At 68.9% G+C, this 20,456-nt stretch carries 17 protein-coding genes; 8 read left to right on the plus strand and 9 right to left on the minus strand.

What is annotated here, in order from left to right; genetic code table 11:
• Positions 1-18 precede the first annotated feature (18 nt).
• Complete coding sequence (locus tag ACIRPT_RS00445; RefSeq protein WP_403820032.1) at positions 19-2,094, minus strand: hypothetical protein; 2,076 nt, start codon at positions 2,092-2,094, stop codon at positions 19-21.
• Positions 2,091-2,999, minus strand: coding sequence for a hypothetical protein (locus tag ACIRPT_RS00450; RefSeq protein ID WP_403820035.1), 909 nt, complete (start codon positions 2,997-2,999; stop codon positions 2,091-2,093). The genes ACIRPT_RS00445 and ACIRPT_RS00450 overlap by 4 nt, the downstream gene beginning before the upstream one ends.
• A gap of 153 nt (positions 3,000-3,152) precedes the next feature.
• Between ACIRPT_RS00450 and ACIRPT_RS00455 the strand changes: the two genes are divergently transcribed.
• From ACIRPT_RS00455 to ACIRPT_RS00465, 3 genes are all read left to right on the plus strand, one after another.
• Entirely contained in the window at positions 3,153-4,046 is an 894-nt protein-coding gene (locus tag ACIRPT_RS00455) for a DUF1963 domain-containing protein (RefSeq protein WP_403820038.1), read from the plus strand.
• Positions 4,047-4,574: 528 nt separating this feature from the next.
• Positions 4,575-6,509 carry an ABC transporter ATP-binding protein gene (locus ACIRPT_RS00460; protein ID WP_403820041.1) on the plus strand — a complete coding sequence of 645 codons (1,935 nt, stop codon included), beginning with the start codon at positions 4,575-4,577 and terminating at the stop codon, positions 6,507-6,509.
• The gene (locus ACIRPT_RS00465) at positions 6,506-7,441 is read left to right on the plus strand and encodes a serine/threonine-protein kinase (protein WP_403820044.1); all 936 of its coding nucleotides are present in this window, start codon (positions 6,506-6,508) and stop codon (positions 7,439-7,441) included. Before ACIRPT_RS00460 ends, ACIRPT_RS00465 begins: the two co-directional genes overlap by 4 nt.
• Positions 7,442-7,611: 170 nt before the next feature.
• On the opposite strand, the gene ACIRPT_RS00470 is transcribed toward ACIRPT_RS00465, so the two are convergent.
• Entirely contained in the window at positions 7,612-9,057 is a 1,446-nt protein-coding gene (locus tag ACIRPT_RS00470) for a glyceraldehyde-3-phosphate dehydrogenase (RefSeq protein WP_403820047.1), read from the minus strand.
• A 537-nt stretch (positions 9,058-9,594) separates the two neighbouring features.
• On the opposite strand from ACIRPT_RS00470, the gene ACIRPT_RS00475 reads away from it, so the two are divergent.
• The 3 genes from ACIRPT_RS00475 (at position 9,595) to ACIRPT_RS00485 (ending at position 11,657) form a co-directional block, all read left to right on the plus strand.
• Positions 9,595-10,062, plus strand: coding sequence for a MarR family transcriptional regulator (locus ACIRPT_RS00475; RefSeq protein ID WP_403820050.1), 468 nt, complete (start codon positions 9,595-9,597; stop codon positions 10,060-10,062).
• A gap of 326 nt (positions 10,063-10,388) precedes the next feature.
• Positions 10,389-10,625: a DUF397 domain-containing protein gene (locus tag ACIRPT_RS00480; protein WP_403498657.1), complete on the plus strand. Its 237-nt coding sequence runs from the start codon at positions 10,389-10,391 to the stop codon at positions 10,623-10,625.
• Positions 10,626-10,712: 87 nt separating this feature from the next.
• The gene (locus tag ACIRPT_RS00485) at positions 10,713-11,657 is read left to right on the plus strand and encodes a helix-turn-helix transcriptional regulator (RefSeq protein ID WP_403820053.1); all 945 of its coding nucleotides are present in this window, start codon (positions 10,713-10,715) and stop codon (positions 11,655-11,657) included.
• Positions 11,658-11,676: 19 nt separating this feature from the next.
• On the opposite strand, the gene ACIRPT_RS00490 is transcribed toward ACIRPT_RS00485, so the two are convergent.
• Entirely contained in the window at positions 11,677-12,465 is a 789-nt protein-coding gene (locus ACIRPT_RS00490) for an SAM-dependent methyltransferase (protein WP_403821713.1), read from the minus strand.
• Positions 12,466-13,458: 993 nt separating this feature from the next.
• The gene (locus ACIRPT_RS00495) at positions 13,459-13,722 is read right to left on the minus strand and encodes a hypothetical protein (RefSeq protein WP_403497740.1); all 264 of its coding nucleotides are present in this window, start codon (positions 13,720-13,722) and stop codon (positions 13,459-13,461) included.
• A gap of 422 nt (positions 13,723-14,144) precedes the next feature.
• Between ACIRPT_RS00495 and ACIRPT_RS00500 the strand changes: the two genes are divergently transcribed.
• Positions 14,145-15,161 (plus strand): DUF5954 family protein, encoded by a 1,017-nt coding sequence (locus ACIRPT_RS00500; protein ID WP_403820057.1) that lies wholly within the window; start codon positions 14,145-14,147, stop codon positions 15,159-15,161.
• A 19-nt stretch (positions 15,162-15,180) separates the two neighbouring features.
• On the opposite strand, the gene ACIRPT_RS00505 is transcribed toward ACIRPT_RS00500, so the two are convergent.
• The 4 genes from ACIRPT_RS00505 to ACIRPT_RS00520 are packed head-to-tail and all read right to left on the minus strand — an operon-like array spanning position 15,181 to position 19,339.
• Entirely contained in the window at positions 15,181-15,861 is a 681-nt protein-coding gene (locus ACIRPT_RS00505) for a response regulator (RefSeq protein WP_403820060.1), read from the minus strand.
• Complete coding sequence (locus ACIRPT_RS00510; protein WP_403820063.1) at positions 15,858-17,198, minus strand: sensor histidine kinase; 1,341 nt, start codon at positions 17,196-17,198, stop codon at positions 15,858-15,860. Before ACIRPT_RS00510 ends, ACIRPT_RS00505 begins: the two co-directional genes overlap by 4 nt.
• A 10-nt stretch (positions 17,199-17,208) precedes the next feature.
• Positions 17,209-18,372: an acyltransferase gene (locus ACIRPT_RS00515; RefSeq protein WP_403820066.1), complete on the minus strand. Its 1,164-nt coding sequence runs from the start codon at positions 18,370-18,372 to the stop codon at positions 17,209-17,211.
• Positions 18,365-19,339 (minus strand): alpha/beta hydrolase, encoded by a 975-nt coding sequence (locus tag ACIRPT_RS00520; protein ID WP_403820069.1) that lies wholly within the window; start codon positions 19,337-19,339, stop codon positions 18,365-18,367. Before ACIRPT_RS00520 ends, ACIRPT_RS00515 begins: the two co-directional genes overlap by 8 nt.
• A 302-nt stretch (positions 19,340-19,641) precedes the next feature.
• On the opposite strand from ACIRPT_RS00520, the gene ACIRPT_RS00525 reads away from it, so the two are divergent.
• A complete protein-coding gene (locus tag ACIRPT_RS00525) occupies positions 19,642-20,286 on the plus strand; it encodes a CatB-related O-acetyltransferase (RefSeq protein WP_403497749.1) in 645 nt (214 codons plus the stop codon).
• The last annotated feature ends 170 nt before the right edge of the window (positions 20,287-20,456 follow it).

Here is a 20,456-nt window from a genome sequence, read left to right on the forward strand (position 1 = left end):
GCCGCCCGGCGGCGTCTCTCAGGCGCCGCCCGCGCCCTCCTCCCCGGCTCCGTCGTCCTCATCGTCGTCCTCGTCGTCTTCGTCCTCGCCGTAGTGCTCGTACTCGTAGTCGCTGACATAGTCGTAGAGCTCGTCGAGCAGGGGCGAGCTATCGGCCCACCACGGGGTCGGACGCTTGCCGGAGCCGCCATCGACGATCGAGGGATCGACGGCTTCCAGCCAGGGTTCGCTCGCGCCCTCTTCCAGTTCGTAGAGGTCCAGCTCGGCGAGCGAGCTGATCCTGGGAACGGGGACGGTTGCCTGCTGGTGCTTCACCATCCAGGTGTTGCGGAAGAAGTCGAACTGCAGGTGGTAGCCGTCTTCGGTCTCGGAGAAGACGATCGGCGGAACCAGGAAATGTGCCGCGCCGACCGTGGCGGCCACGTCGATGTAGTTTCCGGGGACTCCGCCGGAGTTCCAGCACGCGGCGAAGTTCACGGGGGTGAGCGACTCCTTGCCCAGCACGTGGATCTGGTTGCCGCGGATCACGAACTTCTCGGGATCGAGAACCACGTCCTCCCCGAGCATCAGAATCGGCGCCGGCATGATGTGCGCCTTCGCGAAGCTCTGCGCCCGCTCGTTCAGATCGACGACCTCGTCGAAGCGCGTGGGGTCGAACTGGGGGAACTGGTGGAAGGGACAGCAGACGTCGTCCGTCAGCTCCGACTCGGGGAAGAGCGCGGACTTGTCGAACGGTGCCACGGCCGGCGTACCGACGTTGCCGCTGCCGTTGCCGGTGTCCTTGCTCTCGGGCTTGCTCCTGTCTTTGTCCTTGGTCTTGGTCTTGTCGTTGAGGAAGGCGGGTATCCAGGCCTGGTCCTCGGCCTCGATCACGGCCGATTCGCACAGGTCACGGAAGGCCGTCTCGCCGAGCTTGCAGTTGAAGTAGTCGAGCAGCGTGATGGCGGCACACTCGGCGAGCGAGAGCGTGTCGCTCTTGCCGAACCAGAAGTCGTAGCCGTTCGCGACGAAATGCACGCCGCGGAACTGCTTGTGGACATAGGGCTCGCGCGCGGCGTCGTCGAGGGCGAGGCCGTTCCAGTGCGCGGCGGAGACCTGGTTGTAGTAGGCGTCGGCGTGGCGGGCCAGCTCGGGTGCGAAGACGCTCTCGCCGGTGAGGTAGCAGGCCTTGCTGAACTGCGCGCCGATCTCCGGGTCGTGGGTGACCTCCGGAGCCTCGGCGAAGATGAGTTCGGTGCGCAGGAACACCTTGCGGCCCTCGCGGAAGGGCGCGCCCTCGTGCTCGTACCGCTGGTCGAAGATGACGCACGTGAAGCTTTCGATGTCCTCGACCGCCGTGCCGCCTATGAGGTCGAGCGCGGGATCTCCCGAGCCGCCGGTGAGGTAGAGCAGCACCGTGTAGCGGGAGACGTGCCCGCGGGCGGCGTCGTAGTAGGGCGTGTCGCGGTGGCGGTGGAAGTGGGAGTCGCCGGGCTCGAAGCGGTTGCAGCGGAACACGGGGTTCACATGGGAGAAGCCGTCGAGCAGCGGCTTCGGCATGGCCTTGGCCACCGCTTCGGTGAGTGCCTCGGCGAGCAGCGCCGAGTGGAAGATGAAGCGTTCGCCGCCGCGGGTGGCGGCGTTGAGCGGCGGGACGTAGAGATTCAGTGCGTCGAGGCCTTCGAGTCGGGCGCGGTCGGCGTCCGGGAGCCGCAGCGTGGACGCGTAGGCGTCCTTCGTGAGCTCCACGGCCTCGGTGAGCTCGAGCTCCGGCGGGGAGCCCTGGGCGCCCGCGAACCAGCGGTCGAGCGGCACGATGTTCTCGAAGGTACGGAACGACAGCTCACGCGGGTCGACGAAGACGGCGGCCAGGTGGGGCGCCGGCTCACTGGGCCGCGCGAACCGTTCGCGCACGCCCTCGTCGATGCGCTCGGCGTCGATGAAGCGGACCGCCTTGAAGCGCGCGGTGGGGTGCCAGGAGATCGCGAGTCCGTCCAGCGTCGTGGCGGGCTCGGTGTCGGTCACGTCGACCTCGGCGCGGTACCGGGCAATCTCGTCCGCCGGTGCCTGACCGTTCGACAGGGCAAAGAATCGGTCGCGGAGTTCGGTACTCACACGCTCCTCCAGAAGCTGCGCAGGGCGGTCGGAAGCTGCGGGGCGTGCGCCAGTTTCTGTGCGCCGGCGTCGGAGACGTCCTCGCGGTAGAGCAGCAGGCGCTTGAGCGAGCCGACGAACGGCGCCTCGATCAGGGCCTGTGCCCCGTCCGCACCGATCGGGTTGTAACGGAGGTCGAGCTCTTCGAGCCGCTCGAAAGCCGCCAGCGCGCGGACGCCCTGGGCGGTGAGCCGGTTGCACTGAAGGTGCAGGCGCCGGACGTTGCGGAAGTTCGGCGACGCACCGAGGGCAGCCGGTCCGGCGTCGCTGATGCCGCAATAGCGCAGGTCGAGCGTCTCGATCCGCCCGTCCGAGGCCGCGGCGGCGAGGGCCTCGGCACCGGGATCGCCGATCCGGAAGTACGCGAGACCGAGCTCGGTCAGCCCGCCGAGATCGAGGTCTGCCAGGGCGCCGACCTCGTGGGGAGGCGGCGGCTGTGGCATGTCGTCCTCGTCGAAGTCGGGCTCGTCGTCGTAGTAGTCCTCGTCCGCCTCCTCCGCTTCCTCGCCCGACATGATGTGCAGCCCCGTCACAAAGCGGCCCTGCAAGGCCTTCCCGATCAGCGTGGGCGCCCCTTCGGACCATTCGACGGCGACCTTGAGGACGAACCCGTGCCGGCGCAGCCGGACGGTCGCCTCGGGCGGCAGCTCCGCGTCCCAGGTCTGCTGGTGCTCCTCCACCAGCAGATCCACCCGGCGCTTGAGCTCGTCCCGGTCGGCGGGCCTGGCATGCGCGTGGAGCTGTTCCAGACGTATCAACTCGCCCCGGATATCGCCCTGTTCTCGTAGCAGACTGCCGTAGGCACCCCAAGAGGCCTCGTCGTCGGGACGCTCTCGCAGCGTCTGTTCCAGAGCCGTTGCTTCCATGCTGGGCACCTTAGGCGCAGCCACTGACAATCGATCCGCCGCCCGTGTTCGGCGGCGTCGTCCCGCGAGGCCGGGCTGTCACACCTGGCGGTTACTCTGCCGTTCGCCGTGGCATCAGCCGCCGCGCTTCCCGGTCCCTCAGGAGTGCCTGCAATGGCTCGTACCACCCCGCCGCGTCCCGTCGATGTGGAGGCGTTGTTTCCCGAAGTCGCCGCCTATCGCAGGGATGCGGTCCGGTTGCATCCGCGGGCGGGGCAACCGGGCGTACGGGACAGCTCGTTGGGCGGGCCCCTGCTGTGGCCGCGGTCGCTGCCCTGGCCGCACTGCGAGGATCAGCACCCCCGCACGGCCTTCGCCCCGCCCCCGACGGGTCCGCTGCCCCTCGTGTCCGTGCTCCAGCTGTTCTCGGCGGACGTACCCGAGCTGCCCTTCCCCGCCGGCACGGACGTCCTCCAGGTGCTGTGGTGCCCCTTCGACCACGAACCCGGCTACGTACCGCGTCCGGAGCTCTACTGGCGGGACAGTTCCCGGTGCGAGGAGCAACGGGCCGAGCCGCCCCGGCCGGACGGCGCCGACGACCACTACCTCCCCGATCCGTGCGTACTGCACCCGGAACGGGTCACCGAGTACCCGAACTGGGATCTGCCCGACGAGCTCTCCGAAGCGCTGGAGGAGCGGTTCGACCGCCTGGAGGACGAGACCGGCTGGTCCTACTGGTCGCACCTCTCGGTGGCCGACGGAGTCAAGGTCGGCGGGTATCCCACGTGGACCCAGGAGCCCGTCTGGCCCGATTGCCCGCGCTGCGGCCGGCGCATGGACCACCTGCTCACCGTCAACAGCGCGGAGTTCGACGGCGAGAGCTGGCGGACTTGGCTGCCCCTCGAGGACACCCCCGACATCGGTACCATCCGGGACGTTCCGTACGAGCAGCGCAATCGGATCCAGTGCCCACCCCAGCTGATGCTCGGCGACATGGGCGGCATCTACATATTCGACTGCCGACGCTGCCCCGACCGGCCCTACGCCTACCACTCCGACTGTTCGTAGAGTGCCCGCCACCGGCCCGTAGAGCCCCTGTTACCAACGGACTTCACGGAGCGGGCACTCAGGCGCCGCCGAGGCGAACCATCCCGGGCCAGGAAGCGCACGACGAGCAGCCAGATCGCATCGAATTACGCAGAGTAGTCGTCAAGCGCCAGAAATGTGTCCGCGAACTCCGGCCCAATCCTTTCTCAACTCCCTTTCGTATATGTGGTTGATGAGGGATTTCAGGGGCTCATCAAGGGCCCGTCAAGGGCCATCAGGGGGCCATGAGGAAGGGGAGATCATGGGAGTCTTCGATCGCCTGACTCCCGCGCTGGGCCGTCGCCGTGACCGCACGACGACGGACAGGCACAGGGACACAGGCGGACACGGCCACGACCGCCGCCGGCGTCGGCGCCATGACAGGGACCATGACCACCACCACAGGGACCATGGACGGAGGTACTGACGCGTACCGACGCGTATCGATGCACTCGTTGTATCTGTCAGCGGCCGGGCCTCCTGCCCGGCCGCATCAGTCGGTGAGGCGATATGAGCAGCGAGCGCCCGGACGCTCCCGCCCGCGGTGACGCCCGAGCCGAAGGCGCGGACGGGGCGAGAACGAGCCGTACCGCGACGGGCCGCCTTGTCCGGATGGTGCGGCGGTTGCTGTCCGTCACCGAGGGGCCCGATGGCCCGGACGGAATCGTCGAGGCCGCTCCGCCGGTGGCCCTGCGGGAGATCTTCCGGCGCTTCTGGCCCTACACCCGTGGCGGCCGCCGCTGGCTGCTGGTGATCCTCGCCTTCGTCGTGCTGGGGCCCGTCGTCGACGCGGCCGAGATCTGGCTCTTCAAGATCGTCATCGACGACATGCTGGTCCCGCGCAACCTGCACCTCTTCCTGCCGGTCGCGCTCGCCTACCTGGGCTTCACGTTCCTGGCGGGAGTTCTCGACTTCACCGACGAGGTCACCTCCACATGGGTCAGCGAACGGTTCCTGCTGGCCCTGCGCTCGGATCTGTTCCGCCACGTCGAAGGTCTGTCCCTCGGCTTCTTCGAACGGCGGCGGCTCGGCGATGTGCTCTCCCGCGTGACCGGTGACGTCGATGCGGTCGAGACCTTCCTGCTCTCCGGGATCGTCGACGCGATCGCGCACGTCATGCGCCTGGGCATCTTCCTCGGCGTCCTGTTCTTCCTGCGGTGGGACCTGACGCTCCTCGCCCTCGTCATCGCCCCCATGTTCTGGTTCACCGCGCGGCGCTTCTCCCGGCGGGTGAAGGCCGCATCGCGGGAGCGGCGGCGCCGCAGCGGCTCGATCAGCGCGATCACGGAAGAGGCGCTGGGCAACATCGCCCTCGTGCAGGCGTACAACCGGCAGCGGTGGGAGCACGGCCGGTTCGAGCGCGAGAACCTCGGCAGGTTCCGGGCCGCCATGGCCTCCGCCCGCATCGGTGCCCTGTACGGAACGGTCGTCGACCTCATCGAGCTGGCCGGCGCGCTGCTCGTGATGGGCCTGGGCACCTGGGAGCTGGCCCAAGGCCGCCTCACCCTCGGCGGCCTGATGGTCTTCCTCACCCTCCTGAGCCGGCTCTACAGCCCCATCCGCGGCCTCTCCGGCCTCAGCAACACCTTCTACTCGGCCTCCGCCGCCGGGGAACGGATCATCGAGCTGCTCGACCAGCGGCCCCAAGTCGTCCAGGCCCCGGCCCCACGGGTGCTCGGACGCACCCGCGGCGGCATCGAGTTCGACGAGGTCTCCTTCCGCTATCCGGGGACCACCCAGCCGGCCCTTACCGGGCTCTCCTTCGCCGTGGCACCCGGCGAGACGCTGGCACTGGTCGGGCCGAGCGGTGCCGGAAAGTCGACCGCCGCCAAGCTGCTGCTGCGCTTCTACGATCCGGACCACGGAACCATCCGCCTCGACGGAAACGATCTCCGCGACCTGCGCCTGGACGACCTGCGGGACAACGTCGCCATGCTGCTCCAGGAAACCCTGGTCTTCCACGGCACGGTGCGCGACAACATCGCCTACGGCCGCCCCGACGCGAGCGACGAAGAAATCGTCGCCGCGGCCCACGCCGCCGACGCGCACGCCTTCATCAGCCGGCTTCCCGAAGGCTACGAGACCGTGGTGGGCCAGCGCGGCCGGCTGCTCTCCGGCGGACAACGGCAGCGCCTCGCCATCGCCCGCGCCATGATCCGTGACGCGCCCGTCCTCATCCTCGACGAGCCGACCACCGGCCTTGACGCGGAATCAGGACGGCACATCCTGCAGCCACTTCGGCTGCTGATGGCAGGGCGAACAACGATCCTCATCTCCCACAACCTGCTCACCGTCCGCGACGCCACCCGGATCGTGCTTCTCGAGCGCGGCCGCATCGCCGACCGCGGCACACACGAGCAGCTGCTCACCCACAGCGCCTCGTACGCACGGCTCTACCGGCTGCACGGGACCGGCGAGGCGCCCACGGTGGAGGCCGTGCCATGAGCCGCGCACCAACCTCCGAGGCACCGCCGCTGGCGGCCGGAACGAGGGTGGCCCCGCGCTACGAGGTCCTCGCGCACCTGTGCCGCACCGGCTGGCTGGATCTGTACGACGCCTGGAGCCAGGAACGCGAGTGCCGATGCGTCGTGAAGGTACTGCGCCCGGGCCGGCGAGGTGAGCGCAGCCTGCGCGACCGGCTGCTGCAAGAGGGCCGCTGGCTCCAGACATTCACGCACCCGCACCTGGTACGAGGCTACGAGACGGGAGAAATCCCGGAGCCCTTCGTCGTGTTGGAGACGCTCACCGGGGAGACCCTGTCGCATCTCATCGACCGCCGACGGCGCCGCCTGGCCGCCAACGACATCGCCCTCCTCGGCCTGCACCTGTGCTCGGCCATGCACTACCTGCACGGCAAGGGCCTGCTGCACCTGGACCTGAAGCCTTCCAACATCGTCGTCGGCTGCCGGCGCGCCAAGGTGCTCGATCTGAGCATCGCCCGCCCACCCGGCTCCGCCCCGCCGGGCCTGGGCACCTACTGCTACCTCTCTCCCGAGCAGGCCCGCGGCGGGATGCTCACCCCCGCGGCCGATGTCTGGGGAATCGGCATCACGCTGTACGAGGCCGCCACCGGCGATGTCCCCTTCGACGACGGCGGGGCCGGCGACCGGAGCGGAGCTGAATCGGGCGCCGAGGACACCGAGAACCACGGGTTCCCCCAGCTCGACGAACGAGCCCCGCCCGTCAAAACTCGCCGACGTCTTCCGCACCACCTCACCGCGGCGATCGACCGCTGCCTCGCCGCCGACCCGGCCGCCCGGCCACCGCTCGCCCAACTCGCGGCGCTGCTCGACGAGTTGCTCCCGCAAGGCCTACGCGAGACGCGGTCGACTGCCGCTATCGCGGGTGAGGAGGGGACAGAGGAGCTCCTCGACTGAGTTCCTTGACCACCGAAAGCGGCCGGCGGGTGGTGGTGGGTGAGCAACCGGTTCCGATCGGAGACCGACCGGAACCGGTTGCCGCCCCACTGCCACCCGCCGGCCGGGAGACGGGATCGGACGGTCCGCCGAGAGCGGACCGTCCGCCGAGAGCGGACCGTCCGCCGAGATCAGACCGTCGGGACCGGGTAGGTCGGGTACTCCACCCCGGAGACGTGCTGGACGACGCGGATGACCTGGCAGGAGTAGCCGAACTCGTTGTCGTACCAGAGGTAGAGGATCGCGTTGTCACCGTCGACCTTGGTGGCGCCCGCGTCGACGATCGAGGAGTGGCGCGAGCCGACGAAGTCCATGGAGACGGCGTCGGGGGCCGTGGTGAAGTCGATCTGGCGCTTCAGCGGCGAGTGCAGCGAGACGTCGCGGAGGTAGTCGAGGACCTCCTCGCGCGTGGTTTCGCGGCCCAGGCGCAGGCTCAGGATGGCGATCGAGACGTCCGGGACGGGGACGCGGATCGAGCTGCCGGTGATCGGGGCCTTGAGGTCGGGCAGCGCCTTGGCGACGGCGGAGGCGGCGCCGGTCTCGGTGATGACCATGTTCAGCGGCGCGGAACGGCCGCGGCGGTCGGCCTTGTGGTAGTTGTCCAGCAGGTTCTGGTCGTTGGTGAACGAGTGGACGGTCTCCACGTGGCCGCGCAGCACGCCGTACTCGTCGTCCATGGCCTTCAGCGGCGGGACGATCGCGTTGGTGGTGCAGGACGCGCAGGACAGGATCTGCTCGTCCGGCTTGATCATGTCGTGGTTGACGCCGTGCACGATGTTGGGGACGTCGCCCTTGCCCGGAGCGGTCAGGACGACCTTGTCGATGCCGGGGCGCAGGTGCTTCGACAGGCCCTCGCGGTCGCGCCACTTGCCGGTGTTGTCGATCAGGATGGCGTCCTTGATCCCGTACGCCGTGTAGTCGACCTCCGACGGGTCGTTGGCGTAGATCACCTTGATCTCGTTGCCGTTGGCGACGATCGTGCCGTTCGCCTCGTCGACCGTGATCGTGCCCTGGAACTGGCCGTGGATCGAGTCGCGGCGCAGCAGCGAGGCGCGCTTCACGAGGTCCTGGTCGCCGCCGCCGCGGACGACGATCGCGCGCAGGCGCAGACCGTTGCCCGAACCGGCCTTCTCGATCAGGAGGCGGGCGACGAGGCGGCCGATGCGGCCGAAGCCGTAAAGGACGACGTCGCGACCCTCGCGGCGCTCAATCTTGTTCTCGCCTGTGGCGCCGGCGACGGCCTCGGTGGTGAACTCCTCCACCGAGAGACCGCGGTCGTCGGCCCTGTACGCCTCGGCGAGCATGCCGATGTCGATCTGCGAGGGGCCGAGGTCGAGCGCGGCGAGCGCCCGCAGGAACGGCATCGTCTCGGTGACCGACAGCTCCTCACCGGCGATCTGGCGGGCGAACCGGTGGGTCTTGAGGATGCTCACCACCGACTTGTTCACCAAGGAGCGGCTGTGGATCAGGACCGTGACGTCACGCTCCCGGTGCATCTTCCCGATGATCGGAATCATCGACTCCGCGATCTCCTCGCGGGTCTTCCAGTTGGTGAACGAGTCGTCGTTGACAGTCACAGGCTTATCTTTCGAGCTAGGCGGTGCTCATATGCTAACCCGCCACCATTTTGATCGTTCAACCGGTGCCATCCGGGCGGGATCGCGATCGTGCCCCAGGGCCGCCCCTTGGTGGGGAACGAGCCGCGATGTGAGATAGATCTGTCGATGTTTACGGCGATTTAGCCCGAAATAATCCCCTGTGTGGTCCACGTCGATCTCGGCGCCGAATGTGACCCGCGTCGCCGAGCCAGGGGGCATCGGCCGGTCCGGGGCTCGACCTCGCCACCCCCTTGATCGACTCCGCGCCGTTCCGCGCCCACCCGTGTCGTCCGGTCTGTGCATGTCCATGCCGTCCGGCCCTTCGGCGTGAAGTCGAAATCTCGGCCGTGGCGACGTCTGGCGCGGACCCGTGGTCCAGCCGTACGCCCGCACCCGCCGGCTTCTCCGGGCGCCTCCCCGTAGTCGCGGTCGACCGGGAGGGTTGCCGCCTTGACCTCGACCGAACTTGAGATTTTACGGTGCTTGCACAGCGATCACCCATAGGAGGCACCGCACATGACGACCCATCAGAAGCCCAGAGCGGAGCTCGCCGCACAGCCGGCCGCCTACTGGACCGGCGTGGCCTACGAGGCCCTCATCGCGTTCACCCGAGCCCAGCAGGCCGAACTCGGCTTCACCCAGCCTCAGTACTGGCTGCTGCGCAACCTGTCGAAGAACGACATCTCACCCGACGGTCACGGCATGACCATCCCCGAACTCCACAAGGCCATGAGCTCCTACCTCCGAGCCGAGGACGACCTGACGGCCGAGGCGGAGGTCTTGCTGGAGCGCGGCTGGCTCACCCGCGACGGCGAGGGGCGGCTGTGGATCACCGAGTCCGGGGACGAGGCCCGTGCCGGGCTCAAGCGGCACGCGCCGGCCATCCGCGAACGCATCCACCGGGGCATCGACGACGCCGACTACGTGACCACCCTGAAGGTGCTCCAGCAGATGATCCGGAACACCGGCAGCACCCTGGTCTAGCCACTCACGTCGGGTCGGCCACTGCGGGGGCCGGTGCCCCGAGTGCCACCCCGCGCTACCGCAGTCACTCCAGCCATTCTGGGCGGCACGTTCCACGAACCCCTGGCGACATTCATTCGAATGGTGCGCCTCGTATTTTCATGCCGCAAGAACGCTCCTTCGAGGGACGGTAAAGCCCTGGTCGCGTAGCTAAGATCGTCGACACCTCACGATCCCGTGCAATTTCACGAATGCGTGCAAGTGCGTGCCGGGTTCACCGGGGCTGCGTGTACGGAAGGCCGGTGCCGCGGCCGTCGGCGCTGGTCAGGAACGAAAGGGCGGATGACATGGCGGAGTATGGAAATGGCGTGTCGGCGAGTGCGATTGAGGCCGTCACCTGGGTGAAGGCCAAGGCCAGCGACTCCTACCACGACTGTGTGGAAATTGCACGGTTGGCTGATGGCGAGGTGGCCGTTCGGAACTCCCGCTTCCCGGACGGTCCGGCGTTGGTGTTCACGCGTTCGGAAGTGGCAGCTTTTCTCGATGGCGCGCGGAAGGGCGAGTTCGACGGCATGGCTGTCTGAAATTCGTCATACATGGGTAGTTGCACCCGCCCTCACTCCTCATGCTGCGATGCTGTGCAGTGATTCGCTGGCATAAGAGGAGCAAGAGTGAGTGACCGGGTCCTTGGCGTGGTGCCGGACGGCGGCGAAGGGACGGCCCAACCGCCCGCTGCCGCAGGTATGGTGCTTGGCAACCACCTGCGGCAGCTGCGGGAAGACCGCGGCTACATCATGGCGGACGTGGTGGCCGCCGGAGTGATCGGATCCGTCTCCACGCTGAGTCGGTACGAGAGTGCGAAGACGCCCTTTCAGGAAGAGGTCGTCGTCGCCCTCCTGAAGTTTTACGGAACCACGGATGCCGGTGAGTTGGCGGACGTGCGCGAGCTGGTTCGGCTGTCCCAGGCCAAGCAGTGGTGGGCCGGGTTCCGCGATGTTGTGCCGGGATGCCTGGACCGTCTGTTCAGCATGGAGACTTCGGCGGAAGAAATCCGCACCTACCAGGGGTTCTTCGTCCCCGGGCTGCTGCAGACCGCGGACTATGCCCGTGCCGTGATGAAGGCGCCCTTTCGAAAGCCCGCCAATGAGCGGGCCATCAGGGAGAGCGAGAGGAAGGTCGGGCGGAGGCTGGCGGTGCGTCTTCGGCGTCAGCATTTGCTCGACCAAACCGACGCTCCCCACTATTACGCGCTGCTGGACGAGGGAATCCTGAACAGGCCGACCGGCGGAAAAGCCGTCATGCGCGGACAACTCCGCCACTTGTACAACCTGGCGGAGAACAAGGAGCGGATCAATATCCGCATTCTCCCGTTCGCCGCCGCGGAACACGCCGCCGCCCCGACGTCATCCCTCACCCTGCTGAAGCTTCCGCCGGCACACGGCGGCGACATGGTGTACGTGGAGGCGACGAACCAGGGCGGCACGTATATCAACGACATCGATGAGATGGAGGCGCACCGGGCGGCCCTCGACGACCTGTGGACGCTGGCCGTCGGCAAGAAGCAGACCTTGGCTCTTCTCGAGCAGTACATCGAGCGGCTTGCCGATACGGAGTGACGGACCAGGGCCCAACGGACTAAGGGATACGGGCCACGCCGCCGTACTCGATCCATTCCTGGGTGGCCTGTCGTGGATACAGGTCGGAGTCCGGGTACCACTGCGACACTTCCACGGGCTTGTCGGCCTTTTCCAGCTCCAGTCCGCAGAAGAAGCGGTCCACCTCGTCGAAGGAACGGACCCGGCCCCATGCGCCTCCGGTCGTCTCGAGCATGAAGTCGGTGACTCGTTCGCGCAACTTCTCGTCATCGCTGGCGAGTTGGGAAATCACCAGATAGCTGCCCGACGGCAGGCGGCCCGCCACGTCCCGGATGAGCTTCCAGGGATCGCTGCTGTCGGGAATGCAGTGCAGTACGGACACGAACAGCGCGGCGACCGGCTCGTCGGGCAGGATGAGCCGGCCCACTTCGTCGCTCGCGAAGATGGCGGCGGTGTCCCGCATGTCCGCCCCTATGACGGAGGTCGTGGTGAGGTTCTCCTCGAGCATCATGCGGCCGTGGGCGAGCACGATGGGGTCGTTGTCGACGTAGACCACCCGCGCCGCCGGATCCACTCCCTGCGCAATCTGATGGACGTTGGGGTGGGTGGGCAGGCCGGATCCGTGGTCGATGAATTGCCGGATTCCGCACTCGGCCGCTAGATAGCGCACCGCGCGGATAAGGAATGCCCTGTTGATGAGGGCCAGTTCCCGCGTGCTCGGGGCGATCCGGAGAAGTTCGGCGCACGCCTCCCGGTCGGACACGTAATTATCCGTCCCACCGAGCAGATAATCGTACATTCTGGCTACGCTGGGTTCGCTGACATCGATGGAAATGTGGTTCTCCCCGCGTCGTATTCCCGCGCCGAAGTGTCCTGAGGAGGGCGCAGGTTCCCTGGTGGAGTAAGTGGCCCATGCTAGGACCGATGCCCCTGCATGAGCCAGCCCTTCGACTACGCACAGCTACCTGTCGTGAGGCGGGTCGACTGCTTTGGGCCAGGGGTGCGCGCAGGCGTACGCGGTGACGCAGGTATTGCTCCCGATATTGCCCCGATTTATGTCCGTGCGTATGGCAGGGGCAAGGGCGCCGGATGCGCCATGCGCCGCATTGCGGACCGCAGGACTCCCGCCATTTCCCGGTCGTTGATCCCCATGAGGTCCCCCGCCTGATGCATCGACAGGCCGAGGCGGTACCGCAGGATCACGGCGTCCGCCTGCCGTCCGGGCAGGATGCGATGGGGTCCGCTGTCCCGCTGGCCTCGTGCGCCGACGGCGGTCCGACGAGCGAGCAGCCGCCACGAGACGGCCGCCGGCGAAGCGCTCTGCAAAGCCTGTAACCACACCGTGCCCAGGTCTCTCAGGGCGGCTTGGGCCAGCTCTTGGCCGACTCCGCGGCATCCCACCCGGGCCGAGGCGTAGCGGATGTAAATGTCCCGTCGGAGGGTGCAGAACGCGGTGTAGGAGAGCGGCATGTCAGCCAAGGGGTGGGCCTCCGTTGTCCGGCTCGCCGCAAGGTGGCGCATCGCTGTCGGGTCGCCGACGGGCGGCGCCGCAGGGGTGGGGCCCGGCTGTGGGGGCCGTGGCGCGCGGGCGGTGGGGTTCTCGCATCTCGCGGGCGGCGCCAAGGGCTCCCGCGGGGAGGGGGATCCATGTGCGGTCCGTAACGCCCACCGCAGTTCTTTTCACGATGGCCGAAACGCGACTACATGTCTGCCCAAGGGTTCGATGGCTTGGCGGCGCCGGCGGAGGGTGGCCGGCGGGCGCGAGCGGGGCGTTGCTGTCGGCGCCCCGAGGCGGACCTCGGGGCGCCGACAGCGGCCAGGGCTACATGCGCCGGATGCGCAGGTACGTGATCCCGGACCGGTCCAGCCATGCCATGGGCGGGACCGCCAGGAAGAGCTCGGCCGGCAGCTCGAGGCCTCGCCATGCGAGGGTGGCCGCGATCGCGGTGAGCAGTACGGAAATCCATCGCACGGTGATGGCGAAAATGCTCACCACGGCCGTTTGCGCCAGGGCGTAAAGCGGAATGCTAGTGTCGGCAAACTCCGGAAGTCGGCTGGTCCGCTTCCGGTGTGCGCGTTCGATCAACTCGGTCTCCTTCAAGGTTGGTTGGGCGGACGCGTAAAGGGCTTCGAGTCAGGCGACCAACCACTCGAAGCCCTTCTTGCTGTCCTGACTCGCAACGTAACCAGGGCCCCTCCTTCCCGCCAGCGCGGTGAGCGCCATGAAAACGGAATGATCTTGTTCCGGTATGTGGTGGGTTGACGTACGCCTCACCGCATTTCTTGGGCGGTCGTTGCCATTTATCGAGCGAGGTCGATCAACCGCGAAAGTTCTGGGGTGAGATATGCGCGGCGGCGTTGCACCCCGACCGTGGAGCGACCGCCCGTGCCATCACCTGAAAGGACTAGTTTTGCGCCGCGGATATCCGGCGCGTATGCAAGTGCACCGGCGGAATTAATTGACGCGTTCGGGGTGGGCGGGCATCACCCGGACGCCACACTGTGTGCATGAACGATGACTGGAAGCGGCGGATCGACCGGCTCCACGAGGGGTTGGTGCGTCGTGACGATCCGACGGAATGGGTAACCGAGGCCGACGCCGTGGACGCGTCGTACCGCTACCCGCATCTGACACTCCGGGGACCGGTCTTCGGCCTCGCCGTACGGGAGCCCGGAGCGGCACACTGGCGCGTGGTGAGGCCCGTAACCAGTCGCACGCCCCAAGAGGTCCGGGACGGTCTGAACTCACTGCTGTGGTTCAAGGCCAAGGACGACACCGACGACCCCGGCGTGCGGCGCGAGTTGCTGGCCGCGGTGGCCGTGCTCGAGCGCGAGCCGGTCGACGAGCTGACGGTTCTGGGCATGCGCTACCGGGTCGTGCGCGGCGATGAATTCGCGCGCTGCGGCGAGAGCGGCGTCGAGCCGCCGCGGCCGACGGACCCGGAACCGGTGGACCGGTCCTGGGCCGGGCGACGCCGGGCGCCCTCGCCGGACCTCGACTTCGCTCTCGCCCCGGACCGGGAGGAGGGCCTCATGGCCGGTGCCATGAAGCTGGCACTGCAGGAGTTCGCCTACTCCGGAGAGCAGTTTCCGGCCGAGGTGTGCAAGGAGTCCGAGCGGGCGCTCACGGACTATCCGGGCGTCGTTCTCCTTCCCGTCGGGTTCGGTGTGGCGGAACGTACCGGCGGGGGATGGCGACCCCATGGAGGGCTCATGCCGACACCGCACGACGCGCGGCAGCTGCTCTTCGAGCAGCTGGTGGAACTCTGGCCCCTGCTGTACGGGCTCAGCGAGCGCGAGAGCGCCCACTACGCACGGGCCGCCGAGGAATTCAAGGCCGCCGGCCGCGCCGACGAAGCGCGCGTGGGCGACCGGCTGTTCCGGGTCTGCCGCATCGAGCGGATGGTCCGGACCGGCCCCGACGGGCCGGAATCGCCACGCCCGTCCGACCCGGACGATTACGCACCGACGAAGATCCACCCGACGATGGACGAGGACGGCACCCTCCACTACGGGGAGGCATGAACCACCCGCCCACGTCCGGTCAGTACCCCACCGGACGCACCACTCCCGTTTCATAGGCGAAGACCGCCGCCTGGGTGCGGTCGCGCAGCCCCAGCTTGACCAGGATGCGGCTCACATGGGTCTTCACGGTCTGCTCGGCCACCACCAGGCCCTTGGCGATCTCGGCGTTCGACAGGCCCTGGGCGATCAGGGACAGGACCTCGGTCTCGCGTTCCGTCAGGTGGGCGACGCGGCCTTTGAACGGAGCGCGGGGGGCGCCGGTCAGCCGGGAGAACTCGGTGATCAGGCGCTTGGTGATGTTGGGGGCGAGCAGGGCGTCGCCCGCCGCCACCACCCTCACCGCGTGGGCCAGTTCGGCGGCCGAGGCCTCCTTGAGGAGGAACCCGGAGGCGCCGGCGCGGAGCGCCTCGTAGACGTACTCGTCGAGGTCGAACGTGGTCAGGACGAGCACCCTGGCGGTGGAGCCGGTGGGCCGGGTGATGCGGCGGGTGGCTTCTATGCCGCCCAGTTCGGGCATGCGGATGTCCATCAGGACGACGTCGGGGGCGAGTTCGGTGACCTTGGCGACGGCGTCGAGCCCGTCGACGGCCTGACCGATGACCTCGATATCGGGTTCGGCGTTGAGCAGCACGGTGAAGCCCTGGCGGACCATCATCTGGTCGTCGGCGATCAGCACGCGGATGGGCGGGGCGGTCGTCATCGGGTGTCCTCAACCGGTTCGGCAGCGGGGAGGGCGGAGGGGGCGGGAGCGGCGGGGGGTTTCGTGGGGAGCACGGCCGTCACCTCGTAGCCGCCCTCCGGAGTGGGGCCGCAGGCCAGTTCGCCGCCCAGCATGGTGGTGCGTTCGCGCATGCCGAGCAGGCCGTGGCCGACGCCCGGGGACGGTGGGGCGGGGCGCTTCGGGGCGGTGTTGGTGATGCGGACCGTGAGGCGGGTGGCACGGTGGTCGATGTCCACCCGTACCCGTGCTCCGGGTGCGTGGCGCATGGCGTTGCTCAGGGCCTCCTGGACGATGCGGAAGGCGGACAGCTCGATGCCGGGGGAGAGGGGGAGCGGGTCTCCGGTGGTCTCGGTGGTGACCGTGACGCCGGCCGCGCGGACATTGGCGACCACCTCTTCCAACTGGTCGAGGGTGGGCTGCGGCGCATGCCGCGCGCTCTCCGGAAGGGCGTCCTCGGAGCGCAGGACCCCAAGAACGCGGCGGAGTTCGGTGAGTGCGTCGATCGCGTTCTGCCGGATGCCGGTGAGGTTTTCCCTGAGCTCGGCGGAGGGGTTTTCGGCGAGGTGGGGGGCGACCTGCGCCTGGATGGAGATGACCGACATGTGGTGGGCGACCACATCGTGCAGTTCGCGGGCGATCCGGCTGCGCTCCTCGAGGAGGGCGCGCCGGGCCCGTTCCTCGGCGGTGAGCTCCTCCTGCGCGACCAGCTCCGTACGGGCCACCTGGCGGCCGCGGAGCAAGGCCCCGACGAGGACGGCGAGCGCGAGGACGGTGACCGGGAAGCGCGGATCAGAGGGCACGCCGGAGATGAGCACGCCGCAGAACAGGCCCATCAGCACGGTGATCACCAGCACTTCGACCGCGATCCGGGGACGGACCCGCAGCGCCAGCAGGAACAGCACCGCGGCCTGGAGTGCGAAATCGGTGCCGGTCCAGGGGAAGTCCGTGGGGACGAGGCCGGGCGCCGCCGCGAACCTCGTGACCACGAGCGTGACCCCCATCGTTGCCCACCAGGCCTGTACCGGCCGGAACACCGCGGCCACGAGCGCCGCCGAACCGATCGCGGCGAGCAGCACACTGAACGGGGCGCTCATCCCATAGTCGGAGGTGTACTGGTTCGCGTGGGGGACGACCAGGACCACCGCGATGATCACCAGCGGCACCACGATCGCCGGTCTCCAGTCCAGCCAGCGAGGTCGCCGGGCGGTGCGCGGCAAGGGATCGCCGGCCGCCCGCGTCCAGAGGTCCTCACGCAGATTTCCCGGCACCGCGCGAAGCGCCCGCGCGAACCGCCTCGCCAAGTCCCCCCGTTTCATGGCCGTCAGCCTAGACACGCCGGACCTGCGCCGAACGTGCGGGACGGCCCTCGCGGACGACCCGGCTGTGGCTCCTTCGCCGTCGCTGCTCGTAGGTGTGGAAGGCGGCCCAGCAGATCAGCAGCGCGGCGGCGAAGGCGGGCAGCCAGGCCAGGCGGGCGAGTAGCCAGGCGGGGTGGTCGGGGGAGGTGTGCAGGCCGGGCAGGGGATTGTCGGCGAGCAGGCCCAGTGCCGTGACGGTCATCATGGCGGTCTGGTGCCAGAGGAAGACGGTCATGGCGGAGAGGTTCATCAGGGCCACCGCGGCCCAGGCGGCGGGGCGTTGCAGGACGCGGCGCAGGGGGGCGAGGAGCAGCAGGGCGGCGCCGCACTGCGCGAGGCCGAAGGTGGCGGCGGCCAGGGTGGGCGGGTTGAGGTTGGAGACGGTGGCGCCGGGAACGCCGACCATGGAGGCGGGGTAGCCCGCGAAGAGGATCAGGAGTGCGGTGGTCGCGGTGCCGCCCAGGAGCAGGGTCCAGGCGGTGGCGCGGCTGTGGAGTGCGCCTCGTGCCCAGGCCGCGCCGAGGGTGAAGGGGATGAGCCAGCCCGCGGCGATGTTGATCCAGCCGAGCCAGGCGGGGGCGCCGAGGCCGAAGCGCAGGAGGTCGACGTGCAGGACGACGGCGAGGGGCCACAGGGGGTGCAGTCGGGTGGTGAGGGGGGTTGCGGCGGTGAGTGCGGCGAAGACGAGGAGGAACCAGAGGGGCGACAGGACCAGTTTGAGGAGGGTGTGGAGCGTTTCGAAGCCCACTCCCGAGGCGAGCATCGCGAGCGTTGCCGCGGTCCACAGTGCCCCTACGGCGGCCACGGGCCGGAAGAGGCGGGCCAGGCGGTCGGTGAGCCAGTGCCGGTAGGTCGTGCCGCGGGCGCGGGCGGCCGTGTAGCTCTTGGCGGCGACCTGCCCGCCGACCAGGAAGAACACGGCGAGGGTCTGGAAGGCCCAGGACAGTGGGGTGAGTTGGGGCAGGTTCTGGAGGGGGCTCGCGGTGTGGACGGTGCCGCTGTCGGAGACCAGGGCGGTCACCAGCCAGTGGCCGAGCACCACACCGAGGATGGCGAAGGCGCGCAGGGCGTCGACGGCCCGGTCGCGGTCGGGCGGGGTCGCGGCGTCGATGCGCCGGATGAGGTCACGCATGACGGCCCCCCGCGGTCGGCGTGGCCTTTCCGGACGCGATGCGGGCGATGTTTTTCAGGGAGGTCGAGCCGGGGGCGAGGTAGTGGCTGTGGTCGGCGCCGCCCGCGTCGAAGCGGCGGGCGCCGAACTCCTTCGCCACCGGGTCGGTGCCGAACCCGAGCGTGGCGAACGGGAGATGGAGGCTGCCGTGGGGTACGTCGGCGACCCAGTCGTTCGCGCCCCGGCCCGCCCAGACGGTGGCCCCCGTATGCAACTGCCCCGCGGTGTCGACACCGGCGCCGGGGCTGCCGTACAGGACGATGTCCGCGAGCCGCAGGCCATGGGCGGCCCGGCCGCAGACGACCGAACCGTAGGAGTGGCAGAGCAGCGAGATCCGGACGGTGCGGGGCAGGGAAGCGGTCAACCCCCCTATGAATGCCCGGAGTTGCGGCGCGGCGTCGTCGGCCCGGCCCGGCGTCAGCACGTCGGGGCTCACCGTGGCCGGGGTTTTGTAGCCGAGCCAGGCGATGACGGCGCCCCGGTCGCCCATCTCGTCCCGGAGCGCCACCGCGCCGGCGCGGAAGCGCTCGTAGGTATCGAGGTTGGTGTCCGAGCCGGGCACCAGTACGGCGATCCGCTCCGCGCGCGAGAGATCGCCGAAGACCTCGGCGGTGCGGCCGCCGTCGCGCCCGTCGAAGGAGAGAAAGTGCCGCTCCGGGGCCGCCATGGTGCGCAGCGCGGCGGCCCGCCTGTGGTCGCCGTGGCCGTCGGCCATCCGCTCGGCCGCCCGGATGCCGGAACGGTTGGCGGCGTAACGGGCCTCCAGGGTGACGGGGCTCGCGTCCCGCAGCCGGCCGAGCTCGGCCGGAACGGGCGCCGGAACGGCAGCGGGGCGGGCCGCGCCCGACACCGGCACCGCCACCGAAGCGGCGACAAGCACAGCGAGCAGAGTGCGACGCAGACGACTGCTGCGCTGGCGGGACGCCATGGCGGATGGTCCTTCCGTCCGTACGGGATGTCTTTCGTTCGTGCGGTACGGAAGGTATGGAGCGGGTCGTGTCGTTGGCGTCCCACCGGAGTGTGCACTTGCCGGGTAGCTCTGGGGTATTACGGGTAGGGGGTAGGGCTCCCTGGCAGACCGGGGGCGAGGAGCAACCGTGTCGGATGGTGCGGTGTCGGATCGTGCGCCGAGCACGGCTGTTCTCACCGGCGGTAAATCGGTGTGCCGGCCGGCGAAGTACGGCGATCATGGACCGGAGCCGACACCCGACCCTTGAGGAATCGCCCACCGTGCCTGTACCCGCCGACCCGACGGTCCTCCACCCGATGCCCGAGCAGCCCCGGGTGGTGCTGCTCAGGCCGCTGGTCAAGTCTCCGCTGATCGAGGTGGGGGAGTACTCCTACTACGACGACCCGGACGATGCGACCGCGTTCGAGACGCGCAACGTCCTCTATCACTACGGTCCGGAGAAGCTGGTCATCGGCAGGTTCTGCGCGCTGGGCACGGGAGTGCGGTTCCTCATGAACGGCGCCAACCACCGCATGGACGGCCCCTCGACCTTCCCCTTCCCCACGATGGGCGGCTCGTGGTCCGAGCACTTCGACCTGCTCACCGGCCTGCCGAACCGAGGGGACACCGTCGTCGGCAATGACGTCTGGTTCGGCCACGGCACGACGGTGATGCCCGGCGTGCGGATCGGACATGGCGCGATCATCGGCTCCGGCGCCGTGGTCACCACGGACGTACCCGACTACGGGATCGTCGGCGGCAACCCGGCCCGACTCATCCGCAGCCGCTACAGCGAACAGGACATCGCCCGGCTGCTGGCCATTGCCTGGTGGGACTGGCCCGCGGAGCACATCACCGAGCATGTGCGGACGATCATGTCGGGCAGCATCGCCGACCTGGAAGCCGCCGTCCCGGACGCCCGTTAATTGAGATGACCGGGAGCCTGGGGGAGAGCTAGGGTCGCGACCATGTTGCTCTATCAGATCTACGGCTGACACGGACGGGGCAATGCCCCGGCTTCCGTCCCGCACACCCATGTGCGCCCCACGCTGCACCCTTCTTCACGGGGCAGTTGGCGCACCGGTTTGCCGTACCC

The sequence above is a fragment of the Streptomyces sp. NPDC101227 genome (assembly GCF_044767545.1).
Classification (GTDB): Bacteria; Actinomycetota; Actinomycetes; order Streptomycetales; family Streptomycetaceae; genus Streptomyces.